General features: G+C 63.8%; 18 protein-coding genes. 12 read left to right on the top strand and 6 right to left on the bottom strand.

Translation table 11 applies throughout. From position 1 onward, the window contains the following. Positions 1-48: 48 nt before the first annotated feature. Genes EO094_RS03800 through tkt form a run of 4 tightly spaced genes read right to left on the bottom strand, consistent with a single transcriptional unit; the run spans position 49 to position 5,654 of the window. Entirely contained in the window at positions 49-1,986 is a 1,938-nt protein-coding gene (locus tag EO094_RS03800) for a potassium/proton antiporter (RefSeq protein WP_246008352.1), read from the bottom strand. A 56-nt stretch (positions 1,987-2,042) separates the two neighbouring features. Then, complete coding sequence (locus EO094_RS03805) at positions 2,043-2,627, bottom strand: putative glycolipid-binding domain-containing protein (protein ID WP_128290962.1); 585 nt, start codon at positions 2,625-2,627, stop codon at positions 2,043-2,045. Positions 2,628-2,639: 12 nt separating this feature from the next. Next, entirely contained in the window at positions 2,640-3,644 is a 1,005-nt protein-coding gene (gap, locus tag EO094_RS03810; RefSeq protein WP_128290963.1) for a type I glyceraldehyde-3-phosphate dehydrogenase, read from the bottom strand. A 9-nt stretch (positions 3,645-3,653) separates the two neighbouring features. Next, a complete protein-coding gene (gene tkt / locus EO094_RS03815; protein ID WP_128290964.1) occupies positions 3,654-5,654 on the bottom strand; it encodes a transketolase in 2,001 nt (666 codons plus the stop codon). Positions 5,655-5,909: 255 nt separating this feature from the next. Between tkt and EO094_RS03820 the strand changes: the two genes are divergently transcribed. The 3 genes from EO094_RS03820 to EO094_RS03830 are packed head-to-tail and all read left to right on the top strand — an operon-like array spanning position 5,910 to position 7,428. Continuing rightward, positions 5,910-6,221, top strand: a complete 312-nt coding sequence (locus EO094_RS03820) for a DUF4164 family protein (protein ID WP_128290965.1) — start codon at positions 5,910-5,912, stop codon at positions 6,219-6,221. A 4-nt stretch (positions 6,222-6,225) separates the two neighbouring features. Continuing rightward, on the top strand, positions 6,226-6,621 hold the full coding sequence (locus tag EO094_RS03825) for a cell division protein ZapA (RefSeq protein WP_128290966.1): 396 nt from the start codon (positions 6,226-6,228) through the stop codon (positions 6,619-6,621). A gap of 36 nt (positions 6,622-6,657) precedes the next feature. Further along, the gene (locus tag EO094_RS03830; protein WP_246008353.1) at positions 6,658-7,428 is read left to right on the top strand and encodes a sulfite exporter TauE/SafE family protein; all 771 of its coding nucleotides are present in this window, start codon (positions 6,658-6,660) and stop codon (positions 7,426-7,428) included. Positions 7,429-7,451: 23 nt separating this feature from the next. Here EO094_RS03830 and EO094_RS03835 read toward each other — a convergent pair whose 3' ends face one another. After that, a complete protein-coding gene (locus EO094_RS03835; RefSeq protein WP_128290967.1) occupies positions 7,452-8,186 on the bottom strand; it encodes a sulfite exporter TauE/SafE family protein in 735 nt (244 codons plus the stop codon). A gap of 208 nt (positions 8,187-8,394) precedes the next feature. Here EO094_RS03835 and EO094_RS03840 point away from each other — a divergent pair, with 208 nt between their 5' ends. From EO094_RS03840 to EO094_RS03850, 3 genes are all read left to right on the top strand, one after another. Continuing rightward, positions 8,395-10,683: a putative bifunctional diguanylate cyclase/phosphodiesterase gene (locus EO094_RS03840; protein WP_128290968.1), complete on the top strand. Its 2,289-nt coding sequence runs from the start codon at positions 8,395-8,397 to the stop codon at positions 10,681-10,683. Between the two features lie 189 nt (positions 10,684-10,872). Further along, a complete protein-coding gene (locus tag EO094_RS03845; protein ID WP_128290969.1) occupies positions 10,873-11,871 on the top strand; it encodes a crotonase/enoyl-CoA hydratase family protein in 999 nt (332 codons plus the stop codon). A gap of 9 nt (positions 11,872-11,880) precedes the next feature. Further along, on the top strand, positions 11,881-12,405 hold the full coding sequence (locus tag EO094_RS03850) for a tautomerase family protein (RefSeq protein ID WP_128290970.1): 525 nt from the start codon (positions 11,881-11,883) through the stop codon (positions 12,403-12,405). Positions 12,406-12,842: 437 nt separating this feature from the next. On the opposite strand, the gene EO094_RS03855 is transcribed toward EO094_RS03850, so the two are convergent. Beyond that, the gene (locus tag EO094_RS03855; protein WP_128290971.1) at positions 12,843-13,025 is read right to left on the bottom strand and encodes a YdcH family protein; all 183 of its coding nucleotides are present in this window, start codon (positions 13,023-13,025) and stop codon (positions 12,843-12,845) included. A 213-nt stretch (positions 13,026-13,238) separates the two neighbouring features. Here EO094_RS03855 and EO094_RS03860 point away from each other — a divergent pair, with 213 nt between their 5' ends. From EO094_RS03860 to EO094_RS03885, 6 genes are all read left to right on the top strand, one after another. After that, positions 13,239-13,466: a YdcH family protein gene (locus tag EO094_RS03860; RefSeq protein WP_092816487.1), complete on the top strand. Its 228-nt coding sequence runs from the start codon at positions 13,239-13,241 to the stop codon at positions 13,464-13,466. A gap of 212 nt (positions 13,467-13,678) precedes the next feature. Then, positions 13,679-14,143 (top strand): 5-(carboxyamino)imidazole ribonucleotide mutase, encoded by a 465-nt coding sequence (gene purE / locus EO094_RS03865; RefSeq protein ID WP_092816491.1) that lies wholly within the window; start codon positions 13,679-13,681, stop codon positions 14,141-14,143. Then, positions 14,133-15,242 (top strand): 5-(carboxyamino)imidazole ribonucleotide synthase, encoded by a 1,110-nt coding sequence (locus tag EO094_RS03870; RefSeq protein ID WP_128290972.1) that lies wholly within the window; start codon positions 14,133-14,135, stop codon positions 15,240-15,242. The genes purE and EO094_RS03870 overlap by 11 nt, the downstream gene beginning before the upstream one ends. A 49-nt stretch (positions 15,243-15,291) precedes the next feature. Next, positions 15,292-15,855 carry an elongation factor P gene (gene efp / locus EO094_RS03875; RefSeq protein WP_128290973.1) on the top strand — a complete coding sequence of 188 codons (564 nt, stop codon included), beginning with the start codon at positions 15,292-15,294 and terminating at the stop codon, positions 15,853-15,855. 16 nt (positions 15,856-15,871) lie between these two features. After that, positions 15,872-16,666 (top strand): inositol monophosphatase family protein, encoded by a 795-nt coding sequence (locus EO094_RS03880; RefSeq protein WP_128290974.1) that lies wholly within the window; start codon positions 15,872-15,874, stop codon positions 16,664-16,666. Between the two features lie 83 nt (positions 16,667-16,749). Continuing rightward, entirely contained in the window at positions 16,750-17,814 is a 1,065-nt protein-coding gene (locus EO094_RS03885) for a flagellar motor protein MotA (protein ID WP_234629065.1), read from the top strand. The last annotated feature ends 1 nt before the right edge of the window (position 17,815 follow it).

Here is a 17,815-nt window from a genome sequence, read left to right on the forward strand (position 1 = left end):
ATATTCGCCCGGGAACATACAGGCAGAACGGGCGAAGGCAAGCGGCGCTCAAGCTTCCTCGGCGGGGGCTGCGCGCGCCCCTCCCACATCCTCTGGCAGGCCGTCCAGGAGGACTTTCTTGCGCTTCTCCCTGGTGGGCTTTCGGCGCCGGAAGGGGGTGGTGAGCCAGTGCCAGATCCCGCCCACGCTCAACATCGTCACGATGCTTTCTGAGGGTTTCGGCGGGTCGAGGGATACGCCGACAGAAGCGATGCGGCCCTCCGGATCGGCGTCGCGGACGATGAGTTCGATATCTCCGAGAACGACGCGGTCGCCATATTCCGGGGTGCCGCCGACGCGCGCCGCGATGAGTTCTGCGATCGTCCAATCGGTCTCTTCAGCGGCAAGCTCCAGCTCATAGGCCTCCGCCAATTCGCGCGCCGGACGCTGTGGATCGACGGTGAAATCGCCGAAGAATTCGACATCCTGCGGATCGAGCTCGGCGCGGCTTGCGAAAAGCCGGTCGAGAAGATGCGGAAAGGCGCCGGGAATGACGATGTAGACGTAATCGCCCGGTTGGAGGCGTCCCGCATCCTGGAAGGAGAGTGAGCTGCCGTTGCGCAGCACGAGCGAGGGCCGCGCCCAGCGCGGAATGCGCTCGCCGCGCGCCACCGGACTGTCGGCGATGACGCGGTAGGTCAGGAGCTCGTGATGGCGTGTGCCGGGAAGGTCTAGCGTGACCTTCTCCAGCGGTCCGAGCCGCGGCGGCAGAACGAGACCGAGGCGGCGCGCGACCGTGCCGACCGTCCAGCCCTGCACGATGAGCGAGACGAGCACGATGATGAAGGCGAAGTTGAAGAGGGCGCGGCCATTCGGGATCTCCGAGATGAGGGGCGTGATGGCAAGCAGGATGGAAACGGCGCCGCGCAGGCCGACCCAGGAGACGAACGCGGTCTCTGCACGCGGAAAGCGAAAGGGAATGAGACAAACTGAGACGGCGAGGGGACGGCCGATGAAGATCAGGAAGAGCCCGATGGCGATCGCGTCGCCGACGATGATCGGAAATTGCGACGGCGTGGCGAAGAGCCCGAGCACCAGAAACATGATGATCTGGGCAAGCCAGGTCATGCCATCCTGGAAGCGCAGGAGGCTTGCGGCGGCACGCAGCCGTGCATTGCCGGCGATCAGCCCGGCGATATAGACGGCAAGAAAGCCGGAGCCGCCGATCGCGCCGGCGGCCGCGAAGACCATCAGAGACAGCGCCAGAACGAAGATCGGCATCAGGCCGCGGTCGAGTTCGAGCTTTTCGACGAGCCACAGGATGAGCCGCCCGCCGACGAGGCCGCCGGCGACGCCGAGCCCCATCTGTACGAGAAAGCCGGTGAGGACGTCGCCTGCGAGCTGTTGCGGCTTGATCGCCTCGCCGGTGGCGAGAACCGAGACGAGCGTCAGGGTGAGAAAGATGGCGATCGGATCGTTGGAGCCGGACTCGACTTCAAGCGTGGAGCGCACGCGGTCGCGGATCGAGATGTTGCCGACGCGCAGCAGAAAGAAGACGGCCGCCGCATCGGTGGAGGCGACGATGGAGCCGAGAAGGAAGGATTCGAGCCAGGAAAAGTCGGTCAGGTAATGCGTGCACAGCCCGACGAGGCCTGCAGTCAGCACGACGCCGAAAGTGGCGAGCGACAAGGCGGGCAGTGCCGCCTGTTTGAAGGCGGCGACGGGCGTGCGGAAACCTGAATCGAACAAGACGACGGCAAGCGCGAGCGAGCCGACGAAATAGGCGACGGGTGCATTGTCGAAATCGAGGCCGAGCCCGTCCGTGCCGGCGGCGAGGCCGATCAGGAGAAAGATGAGCAGGAGAGGGGCGCCGAAGCGGAAGGCGATGAGGCTCGAAAAAGCCGCGACCAGCACGAGCGCCGTGCCGATCAGGATGGCGAGATAGATACCCTGCTCGTAGATGCCGCCCTCCCTGCCATTGCGCGCCGTGAACCACGGCCGATGCACCCTATCCCTTGTTGCGAGAGGGTGTGGCAAAGGCAAGGCCTTGTGGTGTTCACACTTTACGGAATGTCGACAGGAATTCGTCGGAACAAGGTCGGGTAGTCGCGCACGAGGCCGTCCTCATCGACGGGAAGTTCGGCCGTGAAGGAGCGATCTGCGGCTTCGTAGCGATAGAGCGATCCCCGCTCGAGGCAGGTGTAGATCTGATGGTCGCGGGCGGGCTTGAACGTGTCGAAGGGCACGTAGGCCATGGTGAGCTCGCCCGAGCATTCGCCTTCGGCGAGCTTCAGACGGCGGATCGGCAAGGTGTTGGTGAAGGCGGAGCCGGCGAGATCGATGTCGATGGCACCGTCGAGATTGTCGAGCGGGCGTCCGTCGGCTTCGTGCCAATGGCCTTGGCCATCGGAATGGATGTCGATGCTGCGTCCGGACGTGGCCTTAAGGATCAGCGATCGCGTGCGCCAGGCCTCATCGCAGCTGAGGCGGTAGAAAACGCCGTAAGGAATTCCGCCACGCTCGCCGATGACGGTGCCGCGGATGAGGAATCCGGTCGGGCCCGGCCCCAGGCTGACATGCTCGAGGCCGATCCCTTCTTCGGGTTGCCAGCGCGCGGCGCGCGCCGGCAGAGAGCGGAAGCCGCCCATCGCAGGTTTGGCTTAGATGGTCTTCGCCATGGCAACCGCCGTGTCGTTCATGCGGTTGGAGAAGCCCCATTCGTTGTCGTACCAGGACATGACACGGCACAGCGAGCCTTCCATGACCTTCGTCTGATCCATGTGGAAGACGGAGGAATGGCTGTCATGGTTGAAGTCGGAGGAGACGAGCTTCTCGTCCGTGTAGCCGAGGATGCCCTTGAGGTCGCCATTGGCGGCGGTGCGGATCGCTTCCTGGATCTCTTCGACCGAAGTGGAGCGCGACGGCACGAACTTGAAGTCGACGACCGAGACGTTCGGGGTCGGCACGCGGATCGCGACGCCGTCGAGCTTGCCGTTGAGCTCCGGCAGGACGAGGCCGACGGCCTTCGCTGCGCCCGTCGAGGTCGGGATCATGGACAGCGCTGCGGCGCGAGCCCGGTAGAGATCCTTGTGCAGCGTGTCGAGAGTCGGCTGATCACCCGTGTAGGAGTGGATCGTCGTCATGAAGCCCTTGTCGATGCCGATGGCGTTGTTGAGCACATAGGCGACCGGGGCGAGGCAGTTCGTCGTGCACGAGGCGTTGGAGACGACGACGTGGTCGGAGGTGAGCTTGTCGTCGTTGACGCCGTAGACCACGGTCAGATCGGCTCCGGCGGACGGCGCGGAGACGAGGACGCGCTTGGCGCCGCCCTCAAGATGCAGCGCCGCCTTGTCGCGGGCGGTGAAGATGCCGGTGCATTCCATGACGATATCGACGCCGAGCTCGCCATGCGGGAGCTTCGTCGGATCGCGCTCGGCCGTCACTTTGATCGGGCCGCGGCCGACATCGATCGTGTCGCCGGAGACCTTCACTTCGCCCGGGAAGCGGCCATGGACGCTGTCGTAGCGCATCAGATGGGCGTTGGTTTCGACCGGGCCAAGGTCGTTGATGGCCACGACCTCGATGTCGGTGCGGCCCGATTCGATGATGGAGCGCAGAACATTGCGCCCGATGCGGCCAAATCCGTTGATGGCAACCTTAACCATTTGCGTCTCCTAGTCCGTGTCTTTTGGTTCAAGCCGGGCAATTGCCTTCTCGCAGATCGCCTCAGCGGTAATCCCGAAATGCCGATATAGCTCCTCGTAGGGTCCGCTCGCGCCGAAGCCCGTCATGCCGACGAAAAGGCCATGTTCCCCGATGATCGCGTCCCATCCCTGGCGAATGGCGGCCTCGACGCCGATGCGCAAGGGGGCGGTCCCGATTATTTCCTGACGATAGACATCGCTTTGCTGCGCGAAGACATCGAAGGAGGGGATCGAGACGACACGGGCGGGATGGCCCCGCTCGTCAAGCAGATCCTTGGCCGCGACGGCGATTGCCACTTCCGAACCTGTGGCGAAAAGGCTCACCTCGGCGTCACCGCTGCAATCTGCAATGACATAGGCGCCGCGCCGGCAGAGATTGTCTTCCTCGTACTCACCGCGCAAGGGCGTAAGATCCTGTCGCGTCAAAACGATGACGCTCGGTCCGGTCGAGGTGGCGAGCGCAAGCTGCCAGCATTCGGCTGTCTCAACGGCATCGGCCGGACGCCAAACGGAAAGGTTCGGGATCGCCCGCAGCGCCGCCAGATGTTCGACCGGCTGATGGGTGGGGCCATCTTCGCCGAGACCGATGGAATCGTGCGTCATGACGAAGATGACGCGCTGACGCATCAAGGCGGCGAGGCGGATGGCCGGCCGGCAGTAATCGGAGAAGGTCAGGAAGGTCCCGGAGAAGGGGATCAGCCCCTTGTGCAGCGCCATGCCGTTCATGGCCGCCGCCATCCCGTGCTCGCGGATACCCCAATGAATGAAGCGGCCGGAGTATTCGCCGGGCGCCACCGCCTTCATCTCGCTGGTGCGGGTGTTGTTGGAGCCGGTCAGATCGCCCGAACCGCCGATCATTTCGGGAACGACGGGGGCGATGCATTCCAGCACGGCTTGCGAGGCCTTGCGGCTTGCGAGCGTCGGCGGCTCGGCGGAATATTCCCGCTTCAGCTCGGCAATGGCACGATCGAGGCGCGGCGGAAGGTCGCCGGCCATGGTGCGGGCGAACTCGCCGCGCAATTCCGCGTCGAGCCCTTCAAAGCGCTCCTGCCAGGCCTTGCGGCGCGGGCGCGCCCTGAGGCCGGCGATGCGCCAGGCGTCGAGGATGTCGGCGGGGATGTGGAAGGGCTCATAGGGCCAGTCGAGGCGCTCGCGCGCCTCCTGCACTTCCTTCTCGCCGAGCGGGCTGCCATGGGCCGACGATTTGCCGGCCTTGTTGGGGGCGCCGAAGCCGATGGTCGTGCGTGCCGCAATCAGGGTCGGGCGATCCGATTGCCGCGCATCCGTCAGAGCCCGGTCGATTTGTTCTGGGTCGTGGCCGTCGATGCGCACCGCATTCCAGCCGGAAGCCTCCACACGCGCCACCTGATCGGTGGAATCCGACAGCGAGATGTCGCCGTCGATGGTGATGTGGTTGTCGTCGAAGATGACGATCAGGCGGCTGAGCTTCAGATGCCCGGCGAGTGCGATGGCCTCCTGGCTGATGCCTTCCATGAGGTCGCCATCGGAGCACAGGACGTAGGTGTAGTGATCGACGACGCCGTCGCCGAAGCGGGCATTCAGCATGCGCTCGGCGAGGGCCATGCCGACGGCATTGGCAATGCCCTGACCGAGCGGGCCGGTGGTCGTCTCGATGCCCGGCGCCTCGCCGACTTCCGGATGCCCGGCCGTCTTGGAGCCGAGCTGACGGAAGTTCTTCAGCTCCTCGATCGTCATCTCGTCGTAGCCGAGAAGATAGAGGAGCGAATAAAGCAGCATCGATCCGTGCCCGGCCGACAACACGAAACGGTCGCGGTCGGGCCAGTTCGGATCGGTGGGATCGAACTTCAAATGTCGGGTAAACAGGACGGTGGCAATGTCGGCCGCGCCCATTGGCAGGCCGGGATGCCCCGATTTTGCAGCCTCCACCGCGTCCATGGCGAGCGCCCGGATCGCATTGGCCATGGATGCGTGCTTTTCGGCCTCTGGCATGGAAAACTTCCGAGATGGTGCCGGACATCAGGCCGTTCAGGCGCTGACCCGCGCTTCTTATCGTCCGGCGGGCGCCGCGAGACATACACGGCTCTCAATGCGAGTCAACGTCACAGCCATGAAGCAGCTGCGTAGCAAGCATCTTGGGCAGTTGACTGCTCTTTCAAGCGCTGCATAACCTCTTCGCCCCAATCCGTTGATTTTTGACGGCTCGGGGGTGAACCTTTGGCTCAAAGACGTGCATAGTGTGCTGCCATGGATCCTGCTTCCCCAGCCAATTCGACGCCCGGTCATGCGCCGAGCCGTTTCGCGCAAGCGACAGAGCTTCTCGAGAAAGCTCTGAGCGAGCTCGAGCTTGCGGTGGAACGCAGCGAATCGCGCGGCGGCCATCACGAAACGCTCGTGCAGCAGCTTCACGATTCCGAACAGGACAGGGCGCGACTTGCCGAGGCGCTGGATGCGGCCGGCGACCGCTCGTCCAAGTTGGAACGGGCCAATCACGACGTGGGCCAGCGTCTCGACCGCGCCATCGCTCAGCTGAAATCGGCTCTCGGAGAGGATTTCTGACATCATGGCGACCGTAACGGTCAGCATCGGCGGGCGACGTTTCCGGCTCGCATGCGAGGACGGCGAGGAAGAGCATGTCGTGGAGCTCGGCGAGCGGTTGGATCAGACCGTCACCGAGTTGCGCGCCAATGTCGGCGAGATCGGCGATCAGCGCCTGACCGTCATGGCGGCGATGCTGATGACCGACCGTCTGAGCGAGGCGGAAGGCCGCATCGCCGGGCTTGAAGGCGAAATCTCCGAACTGCGCGAAAGCCGCAACGAGGCCCTCGATCGCTTCGAAGCCCTGGAGAGCCAGGCAAGCGACGCGATGGAGCGGGCTGGCCGGCGCATTGCGCGGCTTGCACGGGCGCTGCGTGGTGGTTCTGCGAGCAACGGCTCATCCGGCAGCGACGAGGAGTGACGTGGCGCAGGCGAGCCTGATGCTGCGCGTTCCTGCGTGATCGAAGATCCGTTCTTTTATCTGGTGGCGGTCCCGGCCGTCATCATGATCGGGCTTTCCAAGGGCGGCATCGGCGGTGCCGGGGCGATGCTCGGTGTGCCGCTCGTCACGCTTGCCATCGATCCGGTGCGCGCGGCGGCGATCCTCTTGCCGATCCTCGTCGCCATGGATCTCGTCAGTCTCTACGCCTGGCGCGGGGTCTATCAGGCGAAGAGCCTCGCCATTCTGCTGCCCGGCGCCGCCCTCGGTGTCGGCATCGGCTGGGTGCTCGCGGGCTCGATCGGCGAAGAGGAGATCCGCCTCATCGTCGGTGGGATCGGGCTCGTTTTCTCTCTCGATCATTATCTCGGGCACTATTTCGGCGGGGAGGCGAAGCGGGCGCCGCGGTCGCATCAGCCGGCGAAGGGGATGATCTGGGGCACCGTCGCGGGCTTCACGAGCTTCGTCGCGCATGCCGGCGGGCCGCCATTTCAGATGTATATGCTGCCGCTGCGGCTGCCGCCGCCGGTCTATGCGGGCACGTCCGTGATCTTCTTTGCGGTCGTCAACGCGCTCAAGCTGTTGCCGTATTTCATGCTCGGACAGTTCTCGGCGGCGAACCTTGAAACCTCCCTCGTTTTGATGCCGCTGGTGCCGGTTGCGACGTTGACCGGGGTCTGGCTGGTCAAGACGGTGTCGCCGAAGTTCTTCTATGCGCTGAGTTATGCACTCGTGCTTCTGGTCTCCCTCAAGCTCATCTTCGATGCCGGCGTGGCGTTGATGGCCTGAGGTGGCGCCCCGGAACGACGACCTCAAAACAGCGCGTCGGCGAAGAGTTTGACGGTGATGATGGTGAGGATCGCCAGGATGAGGCGGTCGAAGCTGCCGGGCTTCATGTCGCGGCCGAGCCATTGGCCGAGGCGCATGCCGAGAAACACCGGCACGAGGGCTGCGATGCTGAGCATGAGGCGCTGCCAGGTGAGAATGCCGGCGAGGGCGAGCGATGGCAGCTGGGCGACGGCAAAGCTCGTGAAAAGAACGGAGACGGCGAAAACGAATTTCGGACGCTCCAGACGCAGGGCGTTCATGAAGGTGACGCTGACCGGGGCGGAGATGCCGGTCGCGCCTTGCAGGGTTCCGGCGAGGAAGCCGATGGCCGGGGCGATCTGTGTGGCGCGGGCCATTGCGAGCTTCACCTGGGGGTGCAGGAGGCGGAGCGCGATATAGGCGAGCATGACGAGCGCGAGCCCGAGCGAGAGGAAGCGGGCGGGCAGGCTCGTCAGGAGAAAGGTGCCCGCGGCAATGCCGATCAGGCTCATCACTACGAGCCGCGGGAGAAAGGGGAGGTCGGCGCTATGGGCGCGGAACCTCCAAACCTGCGAAAGGTTGGCTGTCAGGATCGGGATGGTCAGGATGGCGATCGCGTAAGGAACGTCGAGAAAAGCCGCAATGCCCGGTATCGCCACGAGCGGCAGTCCCATGCCGGCGACGCCTTTGATGGTGCCGCCCGCAGCGAGACAAAAGAAGATGACAAGAAGTTCGTTCAACGTGGATCGCCCTTGGTGAGTTGTCTCTGGCCTGTCGAATAGGCCGAAGGCGTTGGCGCTGTCGTCCCACTTGTCTCACGGGCTGCTGGCATGGCGGAAAATCTTGGAAGTGTTGCCGACCGGGATATGGTCTGACAAAATGGAGCGAGCTTAGCGGTTTTTTCATCCTCCCGTCCGATCGTCAGCATGAGAGCGTCCGACAGCCAGGATGATGGAGCACGGTTCACACATATATATCGACCGCCGGGCCGAGCCGGATATCTATGTCTCGCTGGTCAATTCCCTCTACAGCTCGATGCGATCGCTGGTCGCAGGAGCGATCGGCGGAACGGCGGCCGTCCTTGTCACGGCGATCCAGATCGGTGGGTTGCCTCTCTATGTGTGTGCCGCAATCATTGCCGTCGTCGGCTTCCTCCGCGTGGCGGTCGCCTATGCCTTTCGCCAGCGTGGCGGCGAGACGCTGCCGGTGGAGCGGCCGGTTTTGTGGGACGTCCTCTATGGCATCGGGGCGTGCGCGTTCTCCTTTCTCCTCGGCGTCTGGTGCTACATCTGTCTGGCGTATTATGACGATGTGACCGCACAACTCGTCGCCGTGTCGGTGACGATCGGCTATTCCGCCGGCATTGCCGGGCGCAATGCGGGCCGCCCGCAGCTCGTTTCTCTGCAAATCCTTTTCGCCTGTCTGCCGCTCGTCACCGGTTTCGTGGTGGAGGGCGAGCCGCCTTATCTGGCGCTCGGCATGCTTCTCGCCTTCTTCTTCTGGAGCATGCGAGGCGTTTCGATCTCCATCAGCGAGACGCTGCTTGCGGCCCTGCGTGCGGAAAAAGTGATGACGCTGCTTGCGGGGCGCCTCGAAGCGGCGCTCTCGAGCATGTCGCATGGTGTGCTGATGGTCGATGCCGATCAAAAGCTGCGGGTCCACAATCAAAGGGCGCTCAGTCTTCTCGGTCTTTCACCTGAATCGATCCGGCATGGCATGCCGATCGGCGAGCTCGTCCAGGCCTGCGTGCGCGAGGGCGTCTTTTCGCGTTCGGAGCTGAAGCGTTTGCAGGAGCAGTTCACGGTCGGGCGAACGCTGCAGATCGTTACCAACGACCGGCGCACGATTTCACTCACCAGCGAGCCGGCGAAGGACGGCGGTTTCGTCATCGTCGCGGAGGATGTGACGGAGCGCAAACGCACCGAAGCGCGCATCTCCTATATGGCCCATCACGACGAGGTCACGGGGCTGCCCAATCGCGTGCGCCTGAAAGAGGAGCTGGAGCAGTTCCTGCGCAAGAGCGCCGAGGAAAACTCGGCCTTTGCCGTCTTCTGCGTCGATCTCGATCACTTCAAGAGCGTCAACGACACGCTCGGTCATCCGGTCGGCGACAGCCTGCTTCGCGCAACAGCGCGGCGGCTCGCCTCCATGACCCGCAAGAGCGATCTTCTCGCCCGCTTCGGCGGTGACGAGTTCGTGCTTCTCGCCTCCGGCGTCACCGACGCCGAACAGGCGGAGCAATTCGCGACGCGGGTCATCACGGCCTTGTCGCGTCCTTACGCGCTCAACGGCCACAGCATCGTCGCGGGTGCGAGTGTCGGGGTGGCCTTTGCGCCCAAGGACGGCTCGAATGCGGATGCGCTCATCAAGAATGCCGATATGGCGCTCTACCGGGCCAAGGCGAACGGGCGCGGGACGTTCTGCGTCTTCCAGCCGGAAATGGATGTGCGCGCGCAGGAGCGCCGCTCGCTCGAGATGGAATTGCGCAGCGCCTTCGCCAACGAAGAGCTGGAGCTCTACTACCAACCGCTCCTCAACGTGCGCAGCCGCACGATTTCCACCTGCGAGGCGCTGTTGCGCTGGCCGCGGGCGGGGCGGGGAATCGTGTCGCCCGGCGAGTTCATTCCGCTCGCCGAGGAGATGGGGCTGATCGTGGAGATCGGCGATTGGACGCTGGTGCAGGCCTGCCGTCAGGCCGTGCAATGGCCGGAGGAGATCCGCGTCGCCGTCAACGTCTCGCCCATGCATTTTCGCCGCGGCGACATCGTCCGCTCCGTCGAGGCGGCGCTCAAGGATTCCGGGCTGCCGGCCGACCGGCTGGAGATCGAGGTCACCGAATCGGTGCTGCTCGAACAGACCGAGCGCACGCGTCAGGCCCTCGGGGAGCTCGCCGAGATGGGGATCCGCATCTCGCTCGACGATTTCGGCACCGGCTATTCGAGCCTCGCCTATCTGCAGAACTACCCGTTCCACAAGGTCAAGATCGACCGCTCCTTCCTCTCCGGCCTCGATGCCGATCCGCAACGTCTCATCATGCTGCGCGGCGTGGCGCGACTTTCCGCCGAGCTCGGGCTGTCCGTGACGCTCGAAGGCGTCGAGCGTGACGATCAGCTCGCCATCGTCATGGCGGACGGCTACGTCGACGAGGTGCAGGGCTTCCTGATCAGCTGCCCGGTGCCGGCGGAGAAGCTTGGCAGGCTTTTTGCATCGCGGAAAGAAAAGCAGGCGGCTGCCTAGGGCGGGCCGCTCGCGCCAGGGAATCTCAGCCAAATCACGATTTTGCGGTGCAGCACGGGTTTTCATTTCACAGGTTAAATGTTAACCTTAACAAATCGTTACAGGCTTGCCGGTACCCTAAAGTTTATATTAACGTCATGAAGTGTTTTGTAATAAGTGTCAGTGTTCCTTCGCGGCGGGGGGTGGAATATGGCCAGACTTGAAGCAGCAGCGTTGGAAGTGCGCGGCGAAGATATTATCGGCGGTGAGGAGGCGGCGCGTATATCTGGCGCGATCGCTGCCGGGATGCCGGCGAAAGGTTCGGTAGAAAGTGTTCGAGCCGCGGTTTCCGAGATTGCGGAGGACGTGCGGGAAGTCGTTCTTTCTTTCGAGCCTGAGAGCGCGACTTTGTGGTCGACCATGGTGCCGCCGGGTCGGCCGTGCTTTACGCGCCGGCTGGTGAGCGAATACATTCACCTGTTCCAGTCGTTGAATGCGCGCTTCGCAGATGCCGAATCGCTCGCTCTCAAATACATCGTCTACCAATCCGGAACGCCGTCGATCTTCAGCCTCGGCGGCGATCTCGACCTCTTCTCGCGGTTGATCCGGGCGCGGGACGAGGAGGGGCTGCGCGATTATGCGCATGCCTGCGCCAAGATGACCTACCTCAATTCCATCAGCGCCGATCTGCCGATCGTGACGATCGCGCTGGTGCAGGGGCAGGCGCTCGGGGGTGGGCTGGAATCGGCGCTGTCCTGCAATCTCATCGTTGCGGAAAAAAGCGCGACCTTCGGGCTGCCCGAGGTCCTCTTCAATCTCTTCCCCGGCATGGGCGCCTATTCGTATCTGAGCCGCAAGGTCTCGAGCCGGATCGCGGAGAAGCTGATGCTGTCCGGGCGCACCTATTCGGCGGACGAGATGCTGGAAGCCGGCGTCATCGACGAGGTGGTGGCGGACGGCACCGGTGAAGAGGCCGTGCGCGACCTGATCGAGCGCTCGCAGCGACGCCACAACGCGCAGGTCGGCGTCTATCGCACGCGCCGCCGCGTCATGCCGCTCAGCTACGAGGAATTGCGCGACGTCACCGATATCTGGGTCGAATGCGCGCTCGGCATTACCGATCTCGATCTGCGCAAGATGGAGAAGCTGGTGAAAGCCCAGGACCGGCTCAAAGGCGCCGTGGCCATGCCGGCCGCCGCGCATTCATGAGGATGATCCATGCCTCTTGCTGAACTGAGACTGACGCGCGGGGCGCTGTCGGACGCGAAGCTCGATATTCTGGCGCGCGATCTGACGGCGATTCTTCTGGAGCATCAGGGGGCGCGGCCGGGCAGTGCCGTGGCGCGTTCGATCACGCGCCTGGAAGTGACGGAGTTCGAGCCGCGGCGCACCTATGTCGGCGGCAATCTCTCCAATGCGCCCTGTTACCGGCTCTCCTACACGGTGCCGCTCGGCGCCTTGAACGAGGATAAAAAGCGCTCACTCGTGGAAAAATCGACGAACGCGATCCTGGCCGCGGAAGGCACCCCTTTCACCGAGGACGACGCCTACCGGGTCTGGTGTCTGATCGACGAGGTTCCCGACGGGAATTGGGCGAGCGCCGGCAAGGTCTGGCGCTGGCGCGACATCATGCGCTGGGTTGCCCGACGCGAGATCGCGGCGCGGCGACAGGAGCGCGATGCGGGCGACGGGAAGCTTCCAGAGCGGGAGCGCAAGACGGGCAGAACCGGGATCGCCGCCTGAATCTCCAGCAAGCTCAAATCTGCTGAAGTCCGGCCGGCGCGCACGAAAGGTGTGACGAGGCCCAAGACGCTAAGCCTGCGTCGCCTGAAGGCGATGCAGATCGAAACGAATGCCACGGTGCTCATGCGCCGCTTCGGGTGGAATGGCGTGGTGAGGCCGCGGGCGGTGTAGGCGGCCGTGCATTGCTCCGTTTGACTGCTGTCGTGGTCGAGACCACTGGTCGTGCTGCGAGATCGTCCCGCTGTCAGATGGATAGCGAGCGTGACAGGTCAGAGAACGAAAACGGGATGCGGGCGGGCCGTAGAGGTTTGCAGCGTCGCGGCAGGATGGGCGCTGGAAGGACCGGCACGGCCCTGCGCCCCGCCGGCTGTTTTCTGTCCTTCCGGCTGGCCCTCAGACCGAGAGCCGGAAGGACCGGATGAGCGTTCGAAAAGGCTCTAGAGAGCGCCTTCCTGCTGGCCTTTCAGGCGCGAAATCTCGTCCTTGAGTTGCAGCTTGCGCCGCTTCAGCTCCGCGACTTCAAGATCGTCGCTGGCCGGGTGGGCCATGGCTTCCTCGATCTCTTTTTCGAGTGCCTCATGGCGCCGCTCAAGCTCGGCAAGGCGCGCTTCAAGGGGCATTTGCGTCTCCATCTATGGTGGGGGAGTTAAAGTGTGACATAGCTTCACCGCTCTGTCTAACGGAGCGGCAGGGTCCGTTAATATCTGCTGATCATTTGATCACGCATTTTTTTCGCTTCTCGCTGCGGCTTTTCGAACCGTACGCTGGCATCCGCGGCCGATACGCTGCATGAGACAATTCCTCGTGATAGATTGCCGCCCCTGGAGGTGATGATGGATGGTAGCGACAACGTCGTGGAGCTGACGCAGAAGGAGATCAGGGCGGAGCTTGCTCTCTTGCGTCAGGAACACCGCGATCTCGATCATGCCATCGAAGCCCTTCATACGGCCTCGCCGCAGCCCGATTACCTGCAATTGCAGCGCCTGAAGCGCAAAAAGCTCTCCTTGAAGGACCGTATCCTGGCGCTCGAAGACAGGCTTCTGCCGGATATCATCGCGTAAGGCCTGCTGGGCGTAAGACCTGGTTGAGGGCGCGGTGTTTGCGGCGGGTACATCCGCAGGGCGCGCTCACGCTTTGCCTGATATTTGGGCCGATCCGTCGTCTTGCGAGAGGCTTCCGCATTCGTTAATCCGGCGTCTTTCCGGTTTCTTTCCCTGACAACGCGGACATTGTCGCCTTGACCGCATCATCTTCCGTTCCTGTCGCGCTCGTCATGGGCAGTCGCTCCGACTGGGCCACCATGCAGCGCGCGGCCGAAAAGCTCGACGAGCTGGCCATCGGCTACGAGGCGCGCATCGTCTCAGCGCACCGCACCCCGGAGCGGCTTTACGACTTCGCCAAAGGGGCCGAAATGAACGGCTTCAAGGTGATCATCGCGGGGGCCGGCGGGGCGGCGCATCTGCCCGGCATGGTCGCTTCCCTGACGCGCCTGCCGGTGCTCGGTGTGCCCGTGCAATCGCGCGCCCTGTCGGGGCAGGATTCGCTTTATTCGATCGTGCAGATGCCGGCCGGCATTCCGGTGGCGACGTTTGCGATCGGCGAGGCCGGCGCGGCCAATGCGGCGCTCTTCGCCGCCTCCATCCTGTCGCTCGGCGATGCGGCTCTGGCGGAGCGGCTCGCAACCTTCAGGCTGCGGCAGAGCGATGCCGTCGGCGAGGATCCGCGCGATGACAGCTGACCACACAGGGGCGCTCGCGCCGGGCGCTACCATCGGCATTCTGGGCGGGGGCCAACTCGGCCGCATGCTGGCGGTCGCCGCCGCGCAGCTGGGCCTGTCCACGCATGTCTTCTGCCCGGATCCCGACAGTCCGGCCTTCGATGTTTCTGCGCATTACACGGTCGCCCCTTATGACGATCCGCGCGCTCTCGAAGCCTTTGCGGCCGACGTCGACGTCGTCACCTATGAGTTCGAGAACATCGCCGTCGATGCGGCGGAGCTGCTTGCGGCGACCTGCCCGGTGCGGCCCGGACCACGCGCGCTCGAAGTGGCGCAGGACCGGCTCAACGAGAAGAGTTTTCTGACCGGCGCCGGCGTGCCGGTCGGCCCTTATGCGGCGATCGACGATCTCGACGGGCTCAAGGCCGCGCTTCAAAACCTGAAGACGCCGGCGATCTTGAAGACGCGCCGCTTCGGCTATGACGGCAAGGGGCAGGTGCGCATCGACGACGCCAAAGATGCCGAGGCGGCCTATGAGGCGATCGCACGCGCGCCGGCGGTTCTGGAAGCCTTCGTGCCGTTTTCGCGCGAAGTGTCCGTGATCGCGGTGCGCGGGGTGAACGGTGAGACGGCGGTTTACGACGTGCCGGAAAACGTCCACCGCAACCATATCCTCCATACCTCCACCGTGCCGGCCAATATCTCGCTCGCGACGCGGCAGAAGGCGGCGGAAATCGCCGCCACCATCGTGAGCGAACTCGATTATAGCGGTGTCATTGGCGTCGAGCTCTTCGTCATCGAGGTGAAGGGCAGCGAGCTGCTCCTCGTCAACGAGATCGCGCCGCGGGTGCACAATTCCGGCCATTGGACGCGCGATGCCTGCGTCTGCTCGCAGTTTGAAAATCATATCCGGGCGATCGCCGGCTGGCCGCTCGGTTCCGTCTCCCGCCACAGCGACGCGGTGATGACCAATCTCATCGGCGAAGAGGCCGAGGATTGGCAGGCACTTGCGGGCGAGAACAATTGTTGCCTGACGCTCTACGGCAAGCGCGAAATCCGGCCGGGCCGTAAGATGGGGCATGTGACGCGGCTTCAGCCGCTTACCAAGGCGCCTTGCTAAGCCCCGCAAAGTGTGGTGCAAGGCCGCCGATCTCTCGACAGGATTAGCGATGAAAATCAGCGGTAACGACATCCGCCCGGGCAATGTCATCGAATATGACGGCACGCTCTGGGTGGCGGTGAAAACCAATAAGGTGAAACCCGGCAAGGGTCCGGCCTACAACCAGGTCGAACTCAAGAACCTGATCGACGGGCGCAAGCTCAACAATCGCTTCGGTTCCGACGAAAAGGTCGAGCGCGTCCGCATCGAAACCAAGGACTTCCAGTTTCTCTACAAGGATGGAGACGTGCTGGTTTTCATGGATTCCGAGAGCTACGAGCAGATCAATCTCGCCGAGGAATTCGTCGGCGAGCGCGCCGCCTTTCTGCAGGACGGCATGACCGTGACCCTCGAAATGCATGAGGAGAAGCCGATCGGCATCGCGCTTCCGGACCAGGTGGTGCTCGCCATCACCGAGACCGAGCCGACCATCAAAGGCCAGACGGCTGCGTCCTCCTACAAGCCGGCGATGCTGGAAAACGGCGTGCGCGTGATGGTGCCGCCTTTCATCACGGCCGGCGAGAGGATCGTCGTCGACACCAACGAGATCGCCTACGTCAAGCGGGCCGAGTAGGTACGGCTCACACGACATGGCAAGATCGGCAATTCTCAATGTGATGGTGCGCGCCGCCACCAAAGCGGGGCGCGTGCTCGCCCGCGACTTCGGCGAGGTCGAGCACCTTCAGGTGTCGCGCAAGGGGCCGGCGGATTTCGTCAGCGCTGCCGACCGGCGCGCGGAGGAAATCATCCGCGAGGAACTGGAGCGCGCGCGGCCCGGCTATTCCTTCCTGATGGAGGAATCCGGCGAGAAGATTGGCGAGGATCCTCAGCACCGCTGGATCGTCGACCCGCTCGACGGCACCACGAACTTTCTGCACGGCATTCCGATGTTCGCCGTCTCGATCGCGCTCGAGCGCCAGGGGCGACTGACGGCGGGTGTCATCTACAATCCTGTCACGGACGAGCTCTATACCGCGGAGCGTGGGTCAGGAGCCTTCTTCAACGATCGACGCCTGCGCGTCGCCCAGCGCCGCATCTTTGCGGAGACGGTCATTGCGACCGGAATCCCGCATTTCGGCCGCGGCGAGCATGGGCCTTATCTGCGCCAGATGGCGGCGGTCATGGCGGAGGCTGCTGGCATCCGGCGGTTCGGCGCGGCTGCGCTCGATCTCGCCTGGGTCGCCTCCGGCCGCTTCGACGGCTTCTGGGAGAGCCATCTGTCGGCCTGGGATATGGCGGCGGGCATCCTCCTCATCCGTGAGGCGGGCGGCTTCGTCACCGATATCAAGGGTGGGGACGCCATGCTCACCTCCGGCACCATCGTTGCCGGCAACGAGGCGGTGCACCAGCATCTTGCCGGATTGCTCAAGGGCGCTGGCGGATAAATCGCCGGAATCGGCCGCGACTGTTTCGTCCTTCCGGCAAATCACGCTAGATTGGACCAAAGCGCGGCCGAACCCTGGATAATATGGCGAAAGAATACGATCCCTACCGTCTCTCTTCGCCCCGAATCTTTCTGGTTCGGATGCTCATCTTTCTGGTGATCGCGGCCTTCGTGCCGCTCATCCTGTATCGCCAGATCGCCGTCGGCTTCATGTCCAATCCGGGCCTCAACGGGCTCATCATCGGCGTGCTTCTGATCGGCGTGCTGCTCGCCTTCCGGAGCGTCATTATGCTGATGCCGGAAGTCAAATGGGTGAATTCCTTCCGCCGGCAGGAAGCCGGCTTTTCCGAGGATTCGCCCAGGCTTCTCGCGCCGATGGCGACGCTTCTGCGCGACCGGCGCGAGGCGATGCTGTCGACCTCCACCTGGCGTTCGATCCTCGATTCCATCGCCACGCGGCTTGATGAAAACCGCGAGATCCTGCGCTATCTGACCGGGCTTCTCGTCTTTCTCGGCCTTCTCGGCACGTTCTGGGGGCTGTTGCGCACCGTCGGCTCGGTCAGCGAGACGATCCAGTCGCTCAGGGTCGATTCCGGGGAGGCGGGCGTCATCTTCGAAGATCTCAAGGCCGGGCTCGAAGCGCCGCTTTCCGGCATGGGCATCGCCTTTTCGTCCTCGCTCTTCGGCCTTGCCTCCTCGCTCGTCCTCGGCTTTCTCGATCTCCAGGCCGGGCAGGCGCAGAACCGCTTCTACACCGAGCTCGAAGACTGGCTCTCCACGATGACCGACCTCGAGGATTTCGACCTGGAGGATGCGGAGACGGGCAATACGGTGCAGGAGATCCGCCTCGCAGTCGAAAGGCTGTCGCGCAACATGGAGGGCGGGGGACGGCCTTCGATTGCGGCGATGGCCAATCTCGCGGAAGGCATCCAGGGCCTCGTCCAGCATATGCGCAACGAGCAGCAGATGGTGCGCGACTGGATGGAGGGGCAGGCCGAGCAGCGCGAGTATCTGCAGAACACGCTCGATGCCATCGCCGAGCGGCTCGGCCATGACGGAGCCGAGGCCAAGACGCGGCGGATGCGCGAGGAAGACAAGCCCTATCCGCAGCGCATGCCGGGCCTGACGGAAACCGGCAGGGAGCGCTGAT

Source organism: Afifella aestuarii (assembly GCF_004023665.1).
Lineage (GTDB): Bacteria > Pseudomonadota > Alphaproteobacteria > Rhizobiales > Afifellaceae > Afifella > Afifella aestuarii.

Excerpts from the sequence above, each read along its gene's own strand:
- EO094_RS03885 (WP_234629065.1), top strand. The coding sequence starts at position 16,750 with ATGGCGAAAGAATACGATCCCTACCGTCTCTCTTCGCCCCGAATCTTT.
- EO094_RS03825 (WP_128290966.1), top strand. The coding sequence starts at position 6,226 with ATGGCGACCGTAACGGTCAGCATCGGCGGGCGACGTTTCCGGCTCGCA.
- efp (WP_128290973.1), top strand. The coding sequence starts at position 15,292 with ATGAAAATCAGCGGTAACGACATCCGCCCGGGCAATGTCATCGAATAT.
- EO094_RS03880 (WP_128290974.1), top strand. The coding sequence starts at position 15,872 with ATGGCAAGATCGGCAATTCTCAATGTGATGGTGCGCGCCGCCACCAAA.
- purE (WP_092816491.1), top strand. The coding sequence starts at position 13,679 with ATGGGCAGTCGCTCCGACTGGGCCACCATGCAGCGCGCGGCCGAAAAG.
- EO094_RS03845 (WP_128290969.1), top strand. The coding sequence starts at position 10,873 with ATGGCCAGACTTGAAGCAGCAGCGTTGGAAGTGCGCGGCGAAGATATT.
- EO094_RS03870 (WP_128290972.1), top strand. The coding sequence starts at position 14,133 with ATGACAGCTGACCACACAGGGGCGCTCGCGCCGGGCGCTACCATCGGC.
- EO094_RS03860 (WP_092816487.1), top strand. The coding sequence starts at position 13,239 with ATGGATGGTAGCGACAACGTCGTGGAGCTGACGCAGAAGGAGATCAGG.
- EO094_RS03840 (WP_128290968.1), top strand. The coding sequence starts at position 8,395 with ATGATGGAGCACGGTTCACACATATATATCGACCGCCGGGCCGAGCCG.
- gap (WP_128290963.1), bottom strand. The coding sequence starts at position 3,644 with ATGGTTAAGGTTGCCATCAACGGATTTGGCCGCATCGGGCGCAATGTT.
- EO094_RS03820 (WP_128290965.1), top strand. The coding sequence starts at position 5,910 with ATGGATCCTGCTTCCCCAGCCAATTCGACGCCCGGTCATGCGCCGAGC.
- tkt (WP_128290964.1), bottom strand. The coding sequence starts at position 5,654 with ATGCCAGAGGCCGAAAAGCACGCATCCATGGCCAATGCGATCCGGGCG.
- EO094_RS03805 (WP_128290962.1), bottom strand. The coding sequence starts at position 2,627 with ATGGGCGGCTTCCGCTCTCTGCCGGCGCGCGCCGCGCGCTGGCAACCC.
- EO094_RS03855 (WP_128290971.1), bottom strand. The coding sequence starts at position 13,025 with ATGCCCCTTGAAGCGCGCCTTGCCGAGCTTGAGCGGCGCCATGAGGCA.
- EO094_RS03850 (WP_128290970.1), top strand. The coding sequence starts at position 11,881 with ATGCCTCTTGCTGAACTGAGACTGACGCGCGGGGCGCTGTCGGACGCG.